The 17,339-nt window shown below is 69.2% G+C and carries 18 protein-coding genes; 8 read left to right on the forward strand and 10 right to left on the reverse strand.

The annotated features are described in order from the left end of the window. Nucleotides 1-15: 15 nt before the first annotated feature. The gene (locus ABZ707_RS04930; protein WP_360167840.1) at nt 16-399 is read right to left on the reverse strand and encodes a PPOX class F420-dependent oxidoreductase; all 384 of its coding nucleotides are present in this window, start codon (nt 397-399) and stop codon (nt 16-18) included. Between the two features lie 66 nt (nt 400-465). Continuing rightward, nucleotides 466-717 carry a helix-turn-helix transcriptional regulator gene (locus ABZ707_RS04935; RefSeq protein WP_360167843.1) on the reverse strand — a complete coding sequence of 84 codons (252 nt, stop codon included), beginning with the start codon at nt 715-717 and terminating at the stop codon, nt 466-468. A 236-nt stretch (nt 718-953) separates the two neighbouring features. On the opposite strand from ABZ707_RS04935, the gene map reads away from it, so the two are divergent. Beyond that, on the forward strand, nt 954-1,721 hold the full coding sequence (gene map / locus ABZ707_RS04940; RefSeq protein WP_360167846.1) for a type I methionyl aminopeptidase: 768 nt from the start codon (nt 954-956) through the stop codon (nt 1,719-1,721). A gap of 61 nt (nt 1,722-1,782) precedes the next feature. On the opposite strand, the gene ggt is transcribed toward map, so the two are convergent. Continuing rightward, complete coding sequence (gene ggt / locus ABZ707_RS04945) at nt 1,783-3,603, reverse strand: gamma-glutamyltransferase (RefSeq protein WP_360167849.1); 1,821 nt, start codon at nt 3,601-3,603, stop codon at nt 1,783-1,785. A gap of 513 nt (nt 3,604-4,116) precedes the next feature. On the opposite strand from ggt, the gene ABZ707_RS04950 reads away from it, so the two are divergent. After that, nucleotides 4,117-5,364 carry a ricin-type beta-trefoil lectin domain protein gene (locus ABZ707_RS04950; RefSeq protein ID WP_360167851.1) on the forward strand — a complete coding sequence of 416 codons (1,248 nt, stop codon included), beginning with the start codon at nt 4,117-4,119 and terminating at the stop codon, nt 5,362-5,364. Between the two features lie 660 nt (nt 5,365-6,024). Here ABZ707_RS04950 and ABZ707_RS04955 read toward each other — a convergent pair. The 4 genes from ABZ707_RS04955 to pcaC form a co-directional block, all read right to left on the reverse strand. Beyond that, the gene (locus ABZ707_RS04955; protein WP_360167853.1) at nt 6,025-6,459 is read right to left on the reverse strand and encodes a DUF6278 family protein; all 435 of its coding nucleotides are present in this window, start codon (nt 6,457-6,459) and stop codon (nt 6,025-6,027) included. An 83-nt stretch (nt 6,460-6,542) separates the two neighbouring features. Beyond that, complete coding sequence (locus tag ABZ707_RS04960; protein ID WP_360167856.1) at nt 6,543-7,322, reverse strand: exodeoxyribonuclease III; 780 nt, start codon at nt 7,320-7,322, stop codon at nt 6,543-6,545. Between the two features lie 80 nt (nt 7,323-7,402). Beyond that, nucleotides 7,403-8,035, reverse strand: coding sequence for an MBL fold metallo-hydrolase (locus tag ABZ707_RS04965; RefSeq protein ID WP_360168441.1), 633 nt, complete (start codon nt 8,033-8,035; stop codon nt 7,403-7,405). Nucleotides 8,036-8,126: 91 nt separating this feature from the next. Next, nucleotides 8,127-9,419, reverse strand: coding sequence for a 4-carboxymuconolactone decarboxylase (pcaC, locus tag ABZ707_RS04970; protein ID WP_360167859.1), 1,293 nt, complete (start codon nt 9,417-9,419; stop codon nt 8,127-8,129). A 140-nt stretch (nt 9,420-9,559) separates the two neighbouring features. Between pcaC and ABZ707_RS04975 the strand changes: the two genes are divergently transcribed. Beyond that, entirely contained in the window at nt 9,560-9,703 is a 144-nt protein-coding gene (locus tag ABZ707_RS04975) for a hypothetical protein (RefSeq protein WP_360167862.1), read from the forward strand. 130 nt (nt 9,704-9,833) lie between these two features. Then, the gene (locus tag ABZ707_RS04980) at nt 9,834-10,235 is read left to right on the forward strand and encodes a transposase family protein (RefSeq protein ID WP_360167865.1); all 402 of its coding nucleotides are present in this window, start codon (nt 9,834-9,836) and stop codon (nt 10,233-10,235) included. Between the two features lie 16 nt (nt 10,236-10,251). Here the strand turns inward: ABZ707_RS04980 and ABZ707_RS04985 are convergent, their stop codons facing one another. Beyond that, a complete protein-coding gene (locus ABZ707_RS04985; RefSeq protein WP_360167868.1) occupies nt 10,252-11,361 on the reverse strand; it encodes an FAD-dependent monooxygenase in 1,110 nt (369 codons plus the stop codon). A gap of 196 nt (nt 11,362-11,557) precedes the next feature. Between ABZ707_RS04985 and ABZ707_RS04990 the strand changes: the two genes are divergently transcribed. Beyond that, a complete protein-coding gene (locus ABZ707_RS04990; protein ID WP_360168444.1) occupies nt 11,558-12,145 on the forward strand; it encodes a TetR/AcrR family transcriptional regulator in 588 nt (195 codons plus the stop codon). A 165-nt stretch (nt 12,146-12,310) separates the two neighbouring features. Here ABZ707_RS04990 and ABZ707_RS04995 read toward each other — a convergent pair whose 3' ends face one another. Continuing rightward, nucleotides 12,311-12,859: a GNAT family N-acetyltransferase gene (locus ABZ707_RS04995; protein ID WP_360167871.1), complete on the reverse strand. Its 549-nt coding sequence runs from the start codon at nt 12,857-12,859 to the stop codon at nt 12,311-12,313. A 217-nt stretch (nt 12,860-13,076) separates the two neighbouring features. On the opposite strand from ABZ707_RS04995, the gene ABZ707_RS05000 reads away from it, so the two are divergent. Beyond that, nucleotides 13,077-14,198, forward strand: a complete 1,122-nt coding sequence (locus ABZ707_RS05000) for a pentapeptide repeat-containing protein (RefSeq protein WP_360167874.1) — start codon at nt 13,077-13,079, stop codon at nt 14,196-14,198. A 469-nt stretch (nt 14,199-14,667) separates the two neighbouring features. Here ABZ707_RS05000 and ABZ707_RS05005 read toward each other — a convergent pair whose 3' ends face one another. Beyond that, a complete protein-coding gene (locus tag ABZ707_RS05005; RefSeq protein ID WP_360167877.1) occupies nt 14,668-15,378 on the reverse strand; it encodes a helix-turn-helix domain-containing protein in 711 nt (236 codons plus the stop codon). Nucleotides 15,379-15,747: 369 nt separating this feature from the next. Here ABZ707_RS05005 and ABZ707_RS05010 point away from each other — a divergent pair, with 369 nt between their 5' ends. Both ABZ707_RS05010 and ABZ707_RS05015 read left to right on the forward strand, forming a co-directional pair. Beyond that, entirely contained in the window at nt 15,748-16,098 is a 351-nt protein-coding gene (locus tag ABZ707_RS05010) for a VOC family protein (RefSeq protein ID WP_360167880.1), read from the forward strand. A 219-nt stretch (nt 16,099-16,317) separates the two neighbouring features. Next, a complete protein-coding gene (locus ABZ707_RS05015; RefSeq protein ID WP_360167883.1) occupies nt 16,318-17,217 on the forward strand; it encodes an NmrA family NAD(P)-binding protein in 900 nt (299 codons plus the stop codon). Nucleotides 17,218-17,339 lie beyond the last annotated feature (122 nt).

Raw genomic sequence — 17,339 nt, forward strand, 5'->3', positions numbered from 1 at the left:
TCTTGGCCGACGGGTTCAGAAGGTGATGGCGATGCCGATCTGCGGGCGTGCGCCACGCCGTACGATCCTGGCCGGCCAGTCGATGGCCCAGAACTGCCAGGTGTACTTGCGGGAGAGCAGCTTGCGGACGGCGTCCGTCGCCGCCGGGTCGAGCAGCCGCGCCGTACCCTCGGCACGCGGCGCTCCTTCCGCGATCCGTCCGCGCACGTCGCACCTTGTCACGACGACGCGGTTATTGTGGCGGATCCGTTTGACCTTCCAGGCGTCCGCCCTGGTCCAGATGAATAACTCGCCTCCGTCGACCGCGTGCCAGACGGGGGTGTCGACACCCGTACCGTCCTTGCGATACGTGGTGAGGCTGACATAACGGCTGCGTCCGAGCTCGTCCAGGGTCGTCACGGACGGGAGACTACGCCGTCCCCGGGCTCCTGACAGGAGTTCGATCGCAAGGAGACGGAAGAGCCGTCAGACGGGCACCGGCACGCAGTTCGCCACGATCTCGTCCATCGACAGGCCGAGCGCTCCGGCCAGCGCCGCCACGGTGAAGAAGGCGGGCGTCGGAGCGCGGCCGGTCTCGATCTTGCGCAGGGTCTCGGCCGACAGCCCTGCCACGGCGGCGATCTCCACCATGCTGCGCGCACCGCGCGCCTCACGGAGCAGCCGGCCCAGCCGCTCGCCTCGCTCGTGCTCTTCCGGGGTGAGGGGGCTCCGTACCATGCCGTCATTCTAGGGCGTGGTGTGCGAGTGGCGTCGTCCGTAGCCGTACACGGGGCGGGGCTCTCGGCACACCGGACCCGGTAGGCCCTCACCGGCCTCCGGAGCCTCGGGCGCCGGAGGCACGCGAGAGCGGCAGCACGTCCCGGGCCCGGGACGAAGACCGAGGGCACCGGCCCGTCGCGGACACGGCGCCCCCATGATTCCTCCCCCACCCCTCGACCGGTATAGTTATTGGAATGGTGGAGATCAAAACCGATGCGTCCCTGGATTCCATGCGCGCCGCCGGACGGGTTGTCGCACAGGCACTGGCGGCGGTGCGTGAAGCGGCGGCCGTGGGAGTCACCCTGCGCGCTCTCGACGACGTCGCCCGCGCCGTCCTGCGTGACGCCGGGGCCGGCTCACCCTTCCTCGACTATCACCCCGACTGGGCTCCGACGCCCTTCCCGGCGGTGATCTGCGCCTCCGTCAACGACGCGATCGTGCACGGCATCCCGGACTCGTACCGCCTGCACGACGGGGATCTGGTGAGCATCGACTGCGGCGCGGTGCTCGACGGCTGGGTCGGCGACTCGGCGGTCAGCTTCACCGTCGGCCGCGCCCGCCGTGACGACCTCCGGCTCATCGACACGGCCAACGAGGCGCTGGAAGCGGGCATCGCGGCGGCCGTCGTCGGCAATCGGATCGGCGACATCGCCCATGCCGTCGGCCGGGTCTGCCGCGCGGCGGGCTACGGCATCCCGGACGGCTTCGGCGGACACGGGGTGGGCCGGAGCATGCACGAGGACCCGGGCGTGCCCAACGAGGGCCGCCCCGGCCGCGGTCTGCCACTGCGCCACGGCATGGTCCTGGCGATTGAGCCAATGCTGATCAGCAGTGGTACGGACCGGCACTACACGGCCCGCGACGGCTGGACGGTCCGCACACTGGACACCAGCCGCGCGTCCCACGCGGAACACACTGTCGCGATCACCGACGAGGGACCGCGCGTCCTGACACTGCTCTGACCCGGCTCCGGGTCCTGTCCAACCGGAGAACCGGCCGGACAGGACCCGGAAGACCGCGCCGCTATCGCCGGCCGGCCGGATGGACCACCATCGCCGAGCCGCCGCCCCTGCGGACCTTCTCCGCCGCCGCGACCCACCGGCCGTCCGGCAGGCGCTGTACGCCGGTCGCCGCGCCGATCTCCGGGTTCTGCGTGAACACATGCCCCAGTGACTCCAGTTGCTGGCGTACCGGGCTGTTCCACAGCGCCGGTTCCAGCTCTGTCGTCGGCGAGTTGCGCTGGCTCGCGCGCGGCGCGGCGATCGCCTCGACCAGCGGCAGCCCCCGGTCGAGCCGGCCGGTCAGCGTCTGGAGCACCGTCGTGATGATGGTCGCGCCGCCCGGCGAGCCCACCGCCAGGACCGGCCGGCTGTGCGAGTCGAGGACGATCGTCGGCGAGATGGACGACCTCGGCCGCTTGCCGGGACCGGGCAGATTGGGGTCATGGACCGCCGGGTTGGCCGGTGCGAAGGAGAAGTCCGTCAGCTCGTTGTTGAGCAGGAAGCCGCGGCGCGGAACGGTGATGGCGCTGCCGCCCGTCGACTCGATGGTCAGTGTGTAGGCGACGACATTGCCCCACTTGTCGGCCGCCGTGAGATGTGTGGTGTTCTCGCCCTCGAAGGTGGTCGGCGCGGCGGTCCCGCCGGTCGCGCACGGGGTGGGATCGCTCGGGTCGCCGGGCGCCAGCGGGCTCTTCAGCACCGCGTCGTCCTTGATCAGACAGGCGCGTGCATCCGCGAAGCGCTGCGACAGCAGCCCCTTCGTCGGTACGTCCTCGAAGGCGGGATCGCCCACCCAGCGGCCCCGGTCCGCGAAGGCTATCCGGCTGGCCTCGATGAAGTGGTGCAGATACTGCGTCTGGGAGGCCCGCGACAGATTCGTGCGCTCAAGGATGTTGAGCGCCTCGCCGACGCTCGTACCGCCCGACGAGGACGGCGCGATGCTGTACACGTCGAGGCCGCGGTAGGAGACCTTCGTCGGCGCCTGACGCTTCGTCCGGTAGGCGGAGAGGTCCTGGGTGGTGAGATCGCCGGACCGTACCGTACGGTCGGCGTCCGGGCCGACGGGCGGTGTGCGCACTGTACGGACGATGTCGCGGGCCAGCTCGCCCCGGTACAGGGCGTCGACGCCCTTGCGTCCCAACTCCTCGTACGTACGCGCCAGATCGGCGTTCTTGAAGACCGATCCGACCACCGGCAGCTTCCCGCCGGGCAGGAAGAGCTTCGCGCTGTCCGGGAAGTCCGCGAACCGCTCCTGGTTGGACTGGGTCTGGGAACGGAATGTGTCGTCGACGGTGAAGCCGTCCTTCGCCAGCCGCTCCGCGGGCTTCAGCAACTGTCCCAGGGACCGGCTGCCCCAGGCGTCGAGCGCCGTGTCCCAGGTGGCCGCGGTACCGGGCGTACCGACGCTGAGGCCGCTGGTCACCGCGTCCGCGAACGGCAGCGGCTTGCCGTCCTCCAGGAAGAGCGAGCTGTCCGCGGACTTCGGCGCGGTCTCGCGGCCGTCGATGGTGTGGACCTTACGGGAGGCGGCGTCGTAGTAGACGAAGTAACCGCCACCGCCGATCCCGGCGGAGTACGGCTCGGTGACGCCGAGCGCGGCTGCGGTGGCGACGGCCGCGTCCACGGCGTTGCCGCCGTGCTTGAGCACCTCGATCCCGGCGGCCGTCGCGTCCGCGTCGACGCTCGCGACCGCTCCCCCGTACCCCGCCGCCTCGGGCGTCTTCACCGGCGTCTTGGCCCGGGGCGCCGAGTGCGGCGCCAGGGGCGGGGCGGCGGCACCGACCGAGAACATGGCCGCGGCAACGACCACGGCCGACACATTGCGTGCAGCGGAGCGACGCATCCGTACCTCCAGTCAAGAGCAGTCCGCGCAGCGTAACTTCACCGCACCTGCCCCGCCAGGACCCGTCCCGAACCATGCTGCGGCATCCCGTCGGCGCCCACCAGTCCAGCAGGGCCACTCGCGCTCACGGTCCGGGCCGCCGACGTCTCCGCTCTGCCGGCGCCGGTCGCCATGATCAAGGACCGCGGCGCGCACGTCCGGACACTCCAGCACGACACGGCGCGGCGGGGTTGTGGCGAACGTACGGAGAACCGAGCGGGAACGGATGGAAAACGGTGGTCAACCACGTCGCCGGCCGTACCCGTACAGGCTGGCGCACCGTCGGCCGAAGGGCTCCTTCATACTTACCCCAGCCGCCCACGTGCTGGAGCACGACGTCCTTGTGACGTTGGTGCCTCGGCCCAGCCCGCCGTTCAAGCCCGCGTGTTGCCGGCAAGCGGCCGTACACAGTGACTGCGGGCAGCCGTCGACCAACGGCTTCCCCAGCCCTCACCTCGTATCGGAAAGATGTCAATGGCCAACCCCGAACCCGAGAGCGCAGAGAACAAGCCGAACCCCCCAACGGCACACACCGAGACCGACGTCGCGCCTCCCGAGGCACCGTCCGAGAACAAGGAAGCGGACGAGAACGAGGACGGCACCGCGCCGCTGCCTCGCTGGGAGACGCTGACGGCCGCCACTCCGGGCCCCGGAGGTGAGACGCCTTCCAGTCCCTCACAGGTGATCGAGCCGTCGTCAGCGCGGCCGGCCATCGAAGCGACCCCCGGCAGGGAACCGTCTCCGGAGGCGTCGAAAGACGCCGGCGGCGGACCCGATGCCAAAAAGCAGTCTCGCCCGCCCAAGGACGTGCCCACCGAGGTCGCCCCAGCGTCCGTACCTTCCGTGGACATATCGGTCTCCGGTGACCCGGCCGCCTCGCAGCCACACGCCCTGACAGCTCCGGCCGGGAAGCCCACCCGCGCTTCTCACAAAAAGTTTCTGGCGGCAGCCGCTCTCACCGCGGCCGTGGCAAGTGCGATCGCGTTGATGACCGGCGGCGGTGACGGCGACCGCACAACGGACGCCAAGCCCGCTTCAGACGCCTCGCTCCCGGACGCTTCGACAGGGTTGGTCGTTCCCGGCGCTCTCGACAAGGCGTCCTCCGCCACCCAGCCGACGTCAGGCAAGGCGAAAGAGCCGCACCTGTCTGCCGGCCAGCCCAGCACGTCCTCAAAACCGCCGTCGAAAAGCAAGTCTTCCGCCGACACGAGTGGCGCCGGACCGGAGCACGTAACCGCTGACGGCACCAAGACGCCGCCCAAGTCCGCTACCGGCCAGGGATCCGGCTCGGGTGCGGGCAGTCACCACAACGTGAAGCCCCCGCCTCCCGTGGACAGCGGCGTGGCCATCTGGAGCCACGCCTCCGGCCGCTGCATCGATGTCGCGGGCGGCAGTGGCGCCCCCAGCGGTTCGCCACTCCAGATCCGCGACTGCGACGGCTCCGCCAGTCAGAAATGGAAGACCATGCCGGACGGCACCGTACGTTCACAGGGCATGTGCATGAACGTCGGCGGCGGATCCACTGAAAATGGCGCCGGAATCAGTCGAACCACCTGCAACGGCACCCCAGCCCAGCAATTCGTCCTCAACAGCGCCCACGACCTGGTAAACACCCACGCCGACAAATGCGCGGACGTCAAGGACGAGCAGACCTCAAACGGCACATCCCTCCAGATCTGGGCATGCGGGGGCACGGACAATCAGAAATGGAGCACCCGTTGACGCTCCCTCAGAAGCGATCGGCTGATCCCGCAGCACTGGAATAACGGGGACAGGCGTGTTGGAACGCTCGGGGCGTTGGCCGTTCCGGGCGCTCCTGCCGCGCCCGTGCGTCGTCGGCCTGTCATCCGGTCCTGGCAGGCTCTGAGGCATCCGCACCTCTCCCCGGGGCTGCGATCTCCCGAAAAGAAAGGTGGGTACGGGGTTCGAAGCCCAAAGACGGGCCGAGAGCCTCCGCACCGGCCGTCGGGGCCCGCCCTGCCGCCAAGCGGTGCCGGCAGGGGCACAGGGCGAGAGCAGCCCGACCGGCGCACAGCTGACCTTCTCCCCGTCCGAGGCCGGACCGCCGTATCCGCCGGTACCGCCGAACGAGAACTGATCACCGGCTGCTGCCGGGCGGGCCATCGCCCCTGACCCACTGCACGCTCGGCAGTGGTCTCCCTGGGCGGGCCGGGGCCGAAGCGCCCGGCCTCTGCCCAAGTCACGCCGCTGACGCCGGGCCTTCCGGTTGGTGGACCAGAGGTGCAGCATGCGCGTACCGAGGCAGATCGGTGAGATCACCATCACCACAGGGATGAACGGCAAAGCCTAGTCGAGATCCGCGCGGGCGTGACAGCCGCCCGCCGATGAGAAGTGTTCACCTCCGGCGCCGGACCGGAGACGTCAGGCCTCGGCCGCCTCCGCGTACACCTGGGACAGCTCGGGCGCGCCGGTCACCGCCCAGTCCAGGCCCGCCTCGACCACCCGGATCTCCCGTCCCGAGACCAGGCGCACCACGGGATGCCCGCCCGGCCAGATGTGCCAGGCCGCACCCGGGACCGTACGGACGATCACCGTGCCCAGATAGAGTCCGGCGTCATTGCCCAGCCAGGGCAGCTCCTCCGGGTCGTCGCGCCAGCGCGGCGGGAGCTGGTCGAGTGCCTCCAAGGAGGCCGGTGAGTCGTCGAGTTGGAGACCGCCCTGCCCCGCCCGGACACGCAGCAGCGCGCATTCGGAGAGCAGTTCGGCCACACCCTCCGGGTCGCTGCCGGCGGCGGAGGCGAGCGGCGCGCTCTGTCCGCCGCCGTGCCGCTTGCGCCAGTTGTCCAAGATGTTCATACCACTCAGCGTGCCACTCACCCGGCCGGGGCACCATAGGGCGCGCGGGCGGCCCGGCGCGGGCCGGTTTGGGTGGCGCGGCCTCAGACGTCGAGATCGACCACGACAGGCGCGTGGTCCGAGGCGCCCTTGCCCTTGCGCTGCTCGCGGTCGACATAGCTGTCCGTGACGGCCCCGGCGAACGGGCCGTTGCCGTAGACCAGGTCGATGCGCATGCCCCTGTTCTTGGGGAAGCCCAGCTCGCGGTAGTCCCAATAGGTGTACGGGCGGTCGTACTTGAGCGGGCGGGGCAGCACGTCGGAGAGGCCCTCCTGGCGCAGCGCGGCGAGCGCGGCGCGCTCCGCCGGGGTGACATGGGTGGCGCCCTCGAAGAGCGACAGGTCCCAGACGTCCTCGTCCGTCGGAGCGACATTGAAGTCGCCGAGGACGGCGAACGGACGGGAGCCCGCCGCGTCCTCGGCCACGGCCTTCCGCAGCGCCTCCAGCCAGCGCAGCTTGTAGGCGTAGTGGTCGTGGGCGACCTCGCGGCCGTTGGGTACGTAGACCGACCACAGCCGGACCGGACCGCAGGTCGCGGAGACCGCCCGCGGCTCGGTGACGCCCTCGTACTCCGGGCCGCCCGGGAGGCCCCTGACGACGTCCTCCAGGCCGACCCGGGAGATCAGCGCCACGCCGTTCCACCTGCCGGTCGCGTTGACCGCGGACTCATAGCCCAGCTCACGCAACTGCTCCGCCGGGAACTGCTCCTCGGTGCACTTGGTCTCCTGGACGCACAGCACGTCCGTACCACTGCTCTCCAGCCAGGCCAGCAGCCGGGGAAGCCGAGCGGTGATCGAATTGACGTTCCAGGTGGCGATACGCATACAGGACAGCCTATCGGCGGGGTCCGACAGTCAGGGACCGACGGTGTCCGGACCGCACGGCCGGTCCGGACGGCCCCGCGTCACACGTCGATGGATTCCCCGGAGGCGAGCCTGCCGTGGTCCGCTCCGCCCAGGGAGCCGATCTGGGTGTCGTAGACCGGCCGGGCCAGCTCGGTGAGCATCGCGTCATGGATGTCGTAGGCGCGACGCGGCTTGACCTCGCGCACGTAGTCGATCACCTCGGAGATCTTGTTCCAGGGCGCGTGCACCGGCAGCATCAGCGTGTCGACCGGCTCGCCCGGCAGGGTCAGCGCGTCGCCCGGGTGGAAGACCGAGCCGTCCACGAGATAGCCGACGTTGGTGAGCCGGGGGATGTCCGGGTGGATCACGGCATGCAGTTCCCCGTGTACCTGGACATCGAATCCGGCCGCGCTGAAGGTGTCACCGTGCCCCACCGTGTGGACGCGGCCGGGAAAGGCGGCGGAGACCTGCTCGGCCACGCTGCGCAGCGTCCACAGCTCGGCGCCCGGATTGCCCTCCAGACCGGCCCGCAGCCGGCCCTCGTCGAAATGGTCGGCGTGCTCGTGGGTCACAAGGATGGCGTCCGCGCCCACCGCGGCGTCCTCCTCGCTGTAGGCGCCGGGATCGATGACGAGGGTCCGCCCGTCCTTCTCCAGCCGGATACAGGCATGGGTCTTCTTGGTCAGCTTCACCATGAACCGCCCTTCTCGTGCCGTCACACGCGCTTCCGGTCCGCGCACTGCCCACCCGCGCTCGCCGGGCCCCTCTCTCCATCATCACTCGCTACGCCTCGGGTGTCGTCTCCTCCTGGATCACCGCCCCGGCCACCCGGAACGCCGTGTTCGCCGCCGGGACACCGCAGTAGACGGCCGTCTGGATCAGCACTTCCTTGATCTCGTCCGGTGTGAGGCCGTTGCGCAGCGCGGCCCGGGTGTGGAAGGCCAGCTCCTCCAGATGCCCGCCCGCGACCAGCGCGGTCAGCGTCACGGCGCTGCGGGTGCGGCGGTCCAGTCCCGGCCTGGTCCACACCTCGCCCCAGGCGTAGCGGGTGATCAGATCCTGGAAGTCGCCGGTGAAGTCGTCAGCGGCGGCCATGGCGCGGTCGACATGGGCGTCCCCGAGGACCTGTCGGCGGACCCGCATCCCGGCCTCGTACGGGTCGGGACGTCCGGCGGTCACGGCCTCCGGCTGCTCGGCGGGCGCGATCTCGGCGACGGGACCGACCGTCGCGGACAGCGCGGGTGCCGTCGCCCGGTCGGGCAGGACGGTCAGGCCGGTCGAGGTGTCGGACGGGTTGTACCAGGCGGTGGAGAAATGGTGGACGAGCAGGTCCGTGACGGCGCCGGGCTGTTCGACGGGCGCCAGATGCGAGGCGCCCGGGACCAGCGCGAGCCGCGCGTCCGGTATCCCCGCCACCAGGGTGCGCGCCTCCGCCGGTCCGGTGACCTGGTCCTCGGCGCCGACCAGGACAAGCGTCGGCACCGCGATACGGCCCAGCTCCGCCCGGATGTCGAAGGCGGCGAGCGCCTCGCAGCCGGCGATGTAACAGCCGGGATCCGTTGTACGGACCATCTGTACGGCCCATTCGACGATGGCGGGCTGAGCGGCCGCGAAGGCCGGCGTGAACCAGCGCTCGGGCGCGGTGCGCGCCACCGGATCCAGCCCGTTGGCCCGGACGATCACGCCGCGCTGACGGAATTCGTCGGCCGAGCCGAACCGGGGCGACGCGGCGACCACCGCGAGCGAGGCGATCCGGTCCGGGCGGCGCAGCGCCAGCTCGCAGCCGATGGCGCCGCCGATGGAGCAGCCCACGTAACCGAAGCGCTGGACCCCGAGCCCGTCGAGTGTGGCCAACAGCCGTTCGGCCAGTTCGGGAACGCTGGTGGCGGGGTGCGCGGGCGCACCGCCGTGGCCGGGCAGATCGAAGCGGAACACCCGCCACTGGCGGGCCAGTTCCGGTACCTGCCGGTCCCACATGTGCCATGTGGTACCCAGGGAGGGACCCAGGATCAGGGCCGGGGCGTCTTCTCGCCCGTCAATGCGGTACTGCAGGGCCTTCGGTGGTGTCTCAATCACCCGCTCACGCTCCCACATCTCACCTTCGCCTCGTGAGCTGGGGCCGGGGCGCTCGCCAGTTCTCCCCGCGTATCCGCGGCCGGCCGCAGATCCTCCACATCCGGCTTCACGTACCAGCGCTTGGTCGTGCGGACGTCGGTGTGCCAGGCCCGCTGCCCGCCCCGGTCCTCGCCCGAACTCTCGGCATCGACATCACCGTCGCCGTCAAGTGGCAGCGAGCCACAGCCGGCGACTGGGTAACCTACGCGGCCGACGTCAGCCAACGGCTCTCACCGCAGAACTGACCACGACAGAAAGGACTTACAAGATGGGCGTTTACGTGTCGGTCAGAGGATGGCTGGAGTGCGATAACACGCAACTCGCCACCGTCCAGAAGATCATCTCGTCCCACGCGGACGACCATTACTCCGGCGGATGGAGCGCACCGCGACCCGGCGCCGCACCGGCAAGGCCGACCGGCGGAACTGCTCCGGCAAGCACCGCAGCCATGGCCTGCACTTCCTCGCCCTGACCGATGAGAACGGGCGCGTGATCTGGATATCCGCCGCCCGGCCCGGCCGTACCCACGACAACACCGCCGCCCGCCACGACCACATCCTGGCCCACCTGCGCGCCGCCGGCCTTGGGGCACTGGCCGACCTCGGCTTCCGTGGCCTGGACAACGACATCCACGACCCGGTGATCGTCACCGGCTACGCCGCCACCCGCACCCACAAGCTCACCCCAGGCCAGAAGGAAGCCAACCGAGTCCCCGCCGTCGGACGCGCACCGGTCGAGCACGGCTTCGCTCACCTTTTAGTCGGCGTGCCCCGATGACCACTCCGGGGCCGCGCTACCGCCGCGCCATGCGGCGCAGCCGCTCGTTGCGGGCGTCAAGATCGTGCTGAGTGGCGGGGACGACGAGGTCGCCGCCGGGTCCGGCGCTGTCCTGGGCGCGGGTGGCGTAGGGGCGCTGCGCCGTCTCGTACTCCTGACAGGCGGCCTCCAGGTCGCCGGGGTGGTTGTGCAGTGCCTGGGCGAGGAACCAGGTGCCGGTGATCGCGAGGGAGGTGCCGCGGCCAGAGAGGCCGGAGGCACAGTGGGCGGCGTCTCCGACCAGGACGACGCGGCCCTTGGACCAGGTGGGCATGTGGATCTGACTGACCGAGTCGAAGTAGAGCTCGGGATCGTCACGGACGGCCTCAAGGATCTCGGGGACGCGCCATTCCTCATGGGAGCCGAAGGCGTCGATGAGTATCTGCTTCTGTTCGTCGAGGTCGTGGTAGTCGTAGTCGATCCATTCGGAGCGGAAGTTCATCACGCCCAGGACGGTGTCGTTGTAGCGGGTGATGCCGATCATGTGCCCGGGCCAGTTGAGGAAAGAGTTGGCGCGGTCGGTGCTGCGCTCCGTGGGCAGCTCGGTCAGGGCTACATAGAAGCCGAGGTGCTTGAGGTAGTCCTTTTCGGGGCCGAAGGTGAGCCGACGGGTCAGGGAGTGCATGCCGTCGGCGCCGACGACGATGTCGAAGCGGTCCTGCTTGCCGGAGATGAAGCGAACGTCGACGCCGTCCCCATCGTCGTGGAGTTCGTTGATCGACTCTCCGAAGACGAGCGAGGCAGAAGGGGGCAGAGCGTCGTGGAGGATGCGGGCGAGGTCCTCGCGGGGAATTTCGATGTCGTCCGCGGAGTCGCTGACCTCGTCACCGGGAAGCTCCGCGACAACGTTGCCGTCGGCGTCGACGAACTGCGCCCTGTCGGTCATGGTGACCTGGCGTGCCTTGATCGCGTCGAGGATGCCCATCTGCTGTGCGATGTCGAGGGCGTCGCCGCGGATATCAATCGGGGACCCGTTGGTACGCAGATGGTGAGCGCGCTCCACCAGTGTCACCTCGTGGCCACTGGCGCCGAGGGTGATACCTGCGCTGAGGCCGGCCATGCCGGCTCCGGAGATGAGAATACGCATGGGGTTCTCCCTTGTCCGCGCCGACGATCGTGGGGTCGAAGACCACCGCCGGCGCTCCTACGACGACCGCGATGGCCGTACACGTCGGTACAGGGTCGGCCTTGTCTTCCCCAGCCGTCCGACCCCAGTAAGAAACTACGAGTATCCTAAGCGGAGTGGGGGCGGAGCGCAAAATTTAAGAAACTCGGAGGTTCTTATGGAGGAGGCGTTGGTGAAGCACCGTCGACGCGGAGCAGCCCTCGAAGCCGCCGTCCTGGATGCGGCCTGGGCGGAGATAAGGGAGCACGGATACGCGGCCTTGACGGTCGACGCCGTCGCACAGCGGGCCGGGACCAGTAAGCCCGTGCTGTACCGGCGATGGCCCGGGAAGGCGGAGCTGGCCCGGGCAGCGGTCGAGCACGCACTGCGCCAGGACCCGATCCCGACGCCGGACACGGGATCCCTCCGCGGTGATGTGATCGAGCTTCTCCATCTGGCCAATCAGCGCCGAGTGGGTCTCGCCGCACACCTGATGGCTCACCTCGGCGACTTCTTTCGCGAGACCGGGACCAGCATCGCCAGCCTTCGTGAAACTGCCGCGGCGGGCCAGGAGGACATCATGGGCAAGATCGTCGAGCGTGCCGTGGAACGCGGTGAGATCAACCCCGACAAGCTTTCCGACCGCATCGCCCGTCTGCCGGTCGACCTGTTTCGCCTCGAACTGCTCATGACGTCACATCCGGTCGCCGAAGAGACCATCATCGAGATCGTCGACACGATCTACCTGCCGCTCATCACGCGGTGACCCGGCCCGCGGCCGGTTCGCCAGATCCGCCTGGCCGGCGTCAGTGAGGCCATCGGACGCGACCTTGTATGTGCCGGTGGCGTACGCCGTGGAGTCGTCCTCGCACACGGGCGTCGCGGTACTGGAGGGTCACGACCATCCGGTACGCCGGTCCGAAGGGACCCCTCAGACCTCGGGAAGGGAAAGATCGGGCGTCCAGGGAGATGGTGCGTTGATGGACCACCGTTCGTGGTCGCGCCAGGCCCCGTCGATATAGAGATAGGCGGCCGACAGACCTTCGTAACGAAAGCCCAGGCGCTGGACCAGGGCCAGAGACGGCTTGTTTGCCGGCTGAATATTCGCCTCCAGCCGGTGGAGCCGCAAGTCGTTGAAGGCGTGCCGCAGGGCGACGGTGAGTCCTTCGGTCATGTAACCCCGCCCCGCAGACGGGGCGAAAGCCGCATAGCCGAGGGATGCGCCCTGGTAACGGCCCCGGATGATCGAGTTGATGTTGACCATTCCGGCGGCCGCACCGGTCTCCCGCACACGGATCACATAGCCCCGGTTGGCACCGTCGCCAAAGCGGCGCATCCAGTCCTGGAACCCCTCCGCGGTCGCGGGTAGCTGCATCCACGGCGCATGGAGCTCGGTGCTGGCTCTCACGAGCGAGCAGAACTCATCCTGGTCGGCGAGGGTGAGCGGGCACAGTTCGACCCGTGACGGCATAGGGGACATGAAGCAATGTTAGGGCGTGCGCCAAAAGCCCCGTCTGGCGCACGGCGTCCGGCACGCACACGCGCGGCATTGCCGGATTCGTTCCGGTACTCGTCGTCAGTGTGTTCGATGCTATGGGCAGTGACCTCCCGTCTCCCGAGTCCATCGCGAGCGGCGGGCGACGCGCCCGAATTGCTGACCGCGCAACCGTAGGTATGCGCGCACAGTCCTGTGGTGTGTGACCCCCAACTCCCGCCCGCGCGGCGGCTTACGTCTCTGGCCGGTCGGCACGGTTCTGGTTCTCACCTTCATCACAGCGACAGCCGTGGCCGGCATGGTGTTCTTCGCCGGGTGGGATCTGCTGGGTGCCCGGTCCCTCAGGCCCGAGCGGCAGCTCACATCATCGACACTGTTCGACCTGGTGAAACTGGCCTTCGGCGTTGTCGCCGGAGCCGGGGCACTGGTCGCCCTGGTCGTGGCCTACCGGCGTCAGCGAGTCGACGAGGACGGCGCGCTGCGTGAGGCGACTCGCCTGCACACCGAACGCTTCACCACCGCTGTCTCCCAGCTCGGAGAGGAATCGGCCGCCATACGCTTGGGCGGAGTGCACGCCCTGGCCGGCCTCGCCGATGACGCGCCCACGCGCGCGCTCCGCCAGACCTGTATCGACGTGCTCTGCGCCTACCTCCGCCTCCCGTACACCGCCGAGACCGACCTTCCTCAGAACGACTCCGCGGCCCATCACGCGTACCTGTCTGCCCGGGAGGTGCGCCACACCGTCATCCGCCTCATCCGCGACCACCTCCGCCCGGGCATCGGCCACCCGGACTCCTGGCACGGCCATGACTTCGACTTCACCAACGCGGTCTTCGACGGTGGCGACTTCACTCACGCGGCGTTCAGCGGCGGCACCTTCAACTTCGCGGGTGCGAGGTTCAGCGGGGGCGTCTTCTTCACCCACGCGAAATTCAATGGCGGCAACCTGTTTTTTACCGGCGCAGAATTCACCAACAGCTCACCCCTCTTCGTGGAGGCGGACTTCAGCGGAGGAGAAGTCGACTTCAGCGGTGCGAAGTTCACCCATTGTCCACTGTTCTTCGTCAACGCCAATTTCAGAGGCGGCTCGGTCGATTTCACCGAGGCGAAGCTCTCCGAATGCCAACTCCACTTCAACGCAGCGACATTCACCGACGGTCTGATCAACTTCGCCGGGGCACAGTTCGATCGCGTCACGATCAACGTCGACGGTGCACGGTTCGAAGAAGGAACGATCGACTTCAGGACCACGCGGGGAGCGCCGCCGGCCGGCCTCCGGCTCCCCCCACCGACCGGGCTCCTCCTGCCTGCTGAATGGACCTGATGCCGTTGATCCCGGAGGCGCAGCCCAGGCCCCACTGGGACGCTCTCCTCCCGACCCGGCTCGGGGAGGACAGTTCAAAGGTCGCTGACCAGAAGATGTACTTCACCATCTTCATCCGGTCATGGATCACGTCGGTCTCCCTACGTGGTTCTCGTACTGTGAACTGTTGTTCTCGTGCTGTGAACTGAGGATGAGCGGGCGATAAACCGGCCGGCTTCACCGTGGCCACCCGTCTTCAGCGACCCCGAGCGAGTGCATTCAGCCAATGACATTCAGCGCTTTTGACGTCGGAATTGTTTCGCGGTCGCTGCTCTCGCTTGCCACTGGGTCCGGACATCGGGAGTTCGGGGAACGCTGATTCCGCCGTCAGGCGTGCGGCCGCGGCAGGGCTGTCTGCCCCCAGACCTCGGCGGCCGGCCGGACCGCGCATTCCCTGAGTCGTGAACCACCGTTCGACAACGGGCCGCCGTCAGACGGTGCCGTCCGCCGTCGCGCCCATCGGCGGGGTACGGGAGGTCTCCACCTGCGCGTCCTGTGGTGGGGCGAACACGCGCAGGAATGTGTCGAGGAGGGTGCGCCGCCCCTCGACCTTCACCAGCCCGCACTTGATGGCCCGGATGAGCGACCGATAGGAGGGCAGGTCGTCCGGCTCCGGCTCGAAGGTGATGACGAGATCGGGGTCGACCGGCGCCGGGCCGACGCCGGCTTCGAGCCTCCCGTCGGTGACGGCGGCGTACAGCACCATGTCGGCGGCGTGGATCTCCCACGTCGCGGTCAGCCCTGCCGCGGCCTCGGCGTCGAACACGGCGCGCAGCGTCATCGTCACCGACGCCGGTGGGAGGACGTCCCCGGGCCGGGGCTTCGCGTCGAGCAGCCCGGCCCCCCAGCGTCCGAGGGCGATGATGGCCGGTTCGAGGCTGTGCCCTGCCGGTGTCAGGTCGTACAGGACACCGCGTTGCGGCGCCGGCGCGATGCGGCGCTCCACGAGGCCCGCCTGCTCCAACTCCTTGAGCCGGGTGGAGAGCATGTTCGTGGGTATGCCCGGCAATCCCTCGAACAGGTCGGTGTACCGCTGCGGCCGTCCCGCGAGATCGCGAATGATCAGCAGGGCCCACCGCTCACCCACCAGCTCCAGAGCACGGGCGAGGCCGCAGTACTGGCCAAAGTCGCGACGCTTCATGCCCTGATTCTAGCAAGCTCCCAAAATTGCCGTACAGGCCCTACTGACAACCGAGCTTGTAAAAATGAAGTAGTTCATTTACGGTCGCTGTCATGACCCCACAGAGCCAGATGACTGCCCCGGCTCATGCAGCCGGGCCGGTGAACGCGCGCAGTTCTCGTGCGATCACGGCATCTGGTCCGCTGTCGCCGGTTTCGTCGCGGCGGCCGGCCTGACCGCGACCGACGGCTACAGGACCCGGGCCGTCGTCACGCTCACCGCCGCCGGGACTGCCGGGGTCACCCGTCCGGCGCCGCCCTCCCGGGGGCCGCTGCCGGGGCCCGTCACCGGGACGTACACGTCGCTCTCCGATCGAGAAAGCAGAACACCATGTCCAACGCCCTGTTCGCCATCACTTTCGACGCCCGTGACGCCAAAGCGGTCGCGACCTTCTGGGCCGAGACCCTCGGCCGCACAGTCGCCGACGGCGCCACGGAGGCTGCCGCCACCGTCGTGCCCGACCCGGCCGTTCCGAGCCTGCCCATCGGCTTCCGCCAGGTCCCCGAGGACAAGACGGTCAAGAACCGCATGCACTTCGATCTCGTCACCGGTGACTTCGACGCCGAGGTGGCCCGGCTGACCCGCCTGGGCGCCAAGAAGGTCAACGAAGTCACCGACCCGTTCCACTACGCCACGCTCGCCGACCCCGAGGGCAACGAGTTTGACCTGATCGCCCGCTGACCCCCGCCCCGCTGCCGGCCGTCCCGCCCCACGCGGCCGGCTGCGGCCCGGGCCCCACCGGGCGGGACTGCCGGGCGGGAAAAAGGACCGATGCCGGAGCTGCTCGCCCTGGCCCCGCACCGGCGGACCGCTCCTCGGTTCGCTCGACTTGCGCGGTCTCTCGGGCTGACCCGGGCCGTACGCCGAGACCCGCACCCCTCACAGTGGAGAAAGAAACCCATGTCCTCTTTGGCCGGCACCAAGACCGTTCTCGTCACGGGCGCGACCGGTGACACCGGGCGCGCCGCGGTCCGGGAGTCCCTCGCGCTGGGCCTCAACGTAAGAGCCTTCGTGCGTACCGTCGACGAACGTTCCCAGGCCCTCGCCGACCAGGGAGCCGAGGTCGTCGTCGGGGACTTCCTCGACATCAACACCGTCCGCCCCGCTGTGGAGGGCGTGGAAGCGGCCTACCTCTGCTATCCGATCCGGCCCGGACTCGTCGAGGCGGCCGTGAACTTCGCCCAGGCCGCGAAGGAGGCCGGCGTCAAGGCCGTTCTCCACCTCTCCCAGAGGTCCGCGAACCGCGAGTCCACGAGCAACTCGTGCCGCGACACCTTCCTCGCCGAGCAGGTTCTCAACTGGTCCGGCGTGCACGTCATCCACCTGCGTCCGACCATGTTCCTGGAGTGGTTCACATACCCGTGGATGCTGCCCTACCTGCAGAAGGGCTTTCTGCGCATGCCCGTCGGCAAGGGCACCAGTTCTCCCGTCGCCGCGGCCGACCAGGGGCGCGCCGTCGCCGCGCTGCTCCTGAAGCCCGAGGAACACATCGGCACGACCATCAACCTCTCCGGCCCCGTCGAGATGGACCACGAACAGATGGCGGCGGAACTCTCCGAGGCCCTGGGCAGGGAGATCGTCTACCAGAACCCGCCCGTGGCGGAGTACGTCGCGTCTCTTGAGGAGATGGGCGTTTACCCGTATGGCCTCAACCACATCGGCGGCGCCATGATCGACTTCCAGAACGGTCGTATGTCGGGCGCAGACGACAACATCGAGAGGCTCACCGGCCGGCGCTCGATGACCGTCGGCGAGTACGCCCGCGCGCACGCCGACCTGCTCAACGGCACCGGCAACTGAGCCGGCACACCGCCTGCCGCTCCGGCTGATCGTGGGAGCGGCGGCCTCGTCCGACGACGGGTTCCGGGGGCAGCCGGATGCCGGGCCGCCGTGACGGAAACCGCCCCCTCGACCCCGGCAGC

It is taken from the genome of Streptomyces sp. NPDC006923 (assembly GCF_040635655.1).
Taxonomy (GTDB): Bacteria; Actinomycetota; Actinomycetes; order Streptomycetales; family Streptomycetaceae; genus Streptomyces.

What these genes read in the sequence shown, in the direction of transcription:
- ABZ707_RS05005 (WP_360167877.1), bottom strand. Translation starts at nt 15,378, where the DNA reads ATGAAGCGTCGCGACTTTGGCCAGTACTGCGGCCTCGCCCGTGCTCTG.
- ABZ707_RS04980 (WP_360167865.1), top strand. Translation starts at nt 9,834, where the DNA reads ATGGAGCGCACCGCGACCCGGCGCCGCACCGGCAAGGCCGACCGGCGG.
- ABZ707_RS04995 (WP_360167871.1), bottom strand. Translation starts at nt 12,859, where the DNA reads ATGTCCCCTATGCCGTCACGGGTCGAACTGTGCCCGCTCACCCTCGCC.
- ABZ707_RS05015 (WP_360167883.1), top strand. Translation starts at nt 16,318, where the DNA reads ATGTCCTCTTTGGCCGGCACCAAGACCGTTCTCGTCACGGGCGCGACC.
- ABZ707_RS04960 (WP_360167856.1), bottom strand. Translation starts at nt 7,322, where the DNA reads ATGCGTATCGCCACCTGGAACGTCAATTCGATCACCGCTCGGCTTCCC.
- map (WP_360167846.1), top strand. Translation starts at nt 954, where the DNA reads ATGGTGGAGATCAAAACCGATGCGTCCCTGGATTCCATGCGCGCCGCC.
- ABZ707_RS04955 (WP_360167853.1), bottom strand. Translation starts at nt 6,459, where the DNA reads ATGAACATCTTGGACAACTGGCGCAAGCGGCACGGCGGCGGACAGAGC.
- ABZ707_RS05010 (WP_360167880.1), top strand. Translation starts at nt 15,748, where the DNA reads ATGTCCAACGCCCTGTTCGCCATCACTTTCGACGCCCGTGACGCCAAA.
- ggt (WP_360167849.1), bottom strand. Translation starts at nt 3,603, where the DNA reads ATGCGTCGCTCCGCTGCACGCAATGTGTCGGCCGTGGTCGTTGCCGCG.
- ABZ707_RS04985 (WP_360167868.1), bottom strand. Translation starts at nt 11,361, where the DNA reads ATGCGTATTCTCATCTCCGGAGCCGGCATGGCCGGCCTCAGCGCAGGT.
- ABZ707_RS04950 (WP_360167851.1), top strand. Translation starts at nt 4,117, where the DNA reads ATGGCCAACCCCGAACCCGAGAGCGCAGAGAACAAGCCGAACCCCCCA.
- ABZ707_RS04990 (WP_360168444.1), top strand. Translation starts at nt 11,558, where the DNA reads ATGGAGGAGGCGTTGGTGAAGCACCGTCGACGCGGAGCAGCCCTCGAA.
- ABZ707_RS04935 (WP_360167843.1), bottom strand. Translation starts at nt 717, where the DNA reads ATGGTACGGAGCCCCCTCACCCCGGAAGAGCACGAGCGAGGCGAGCGG.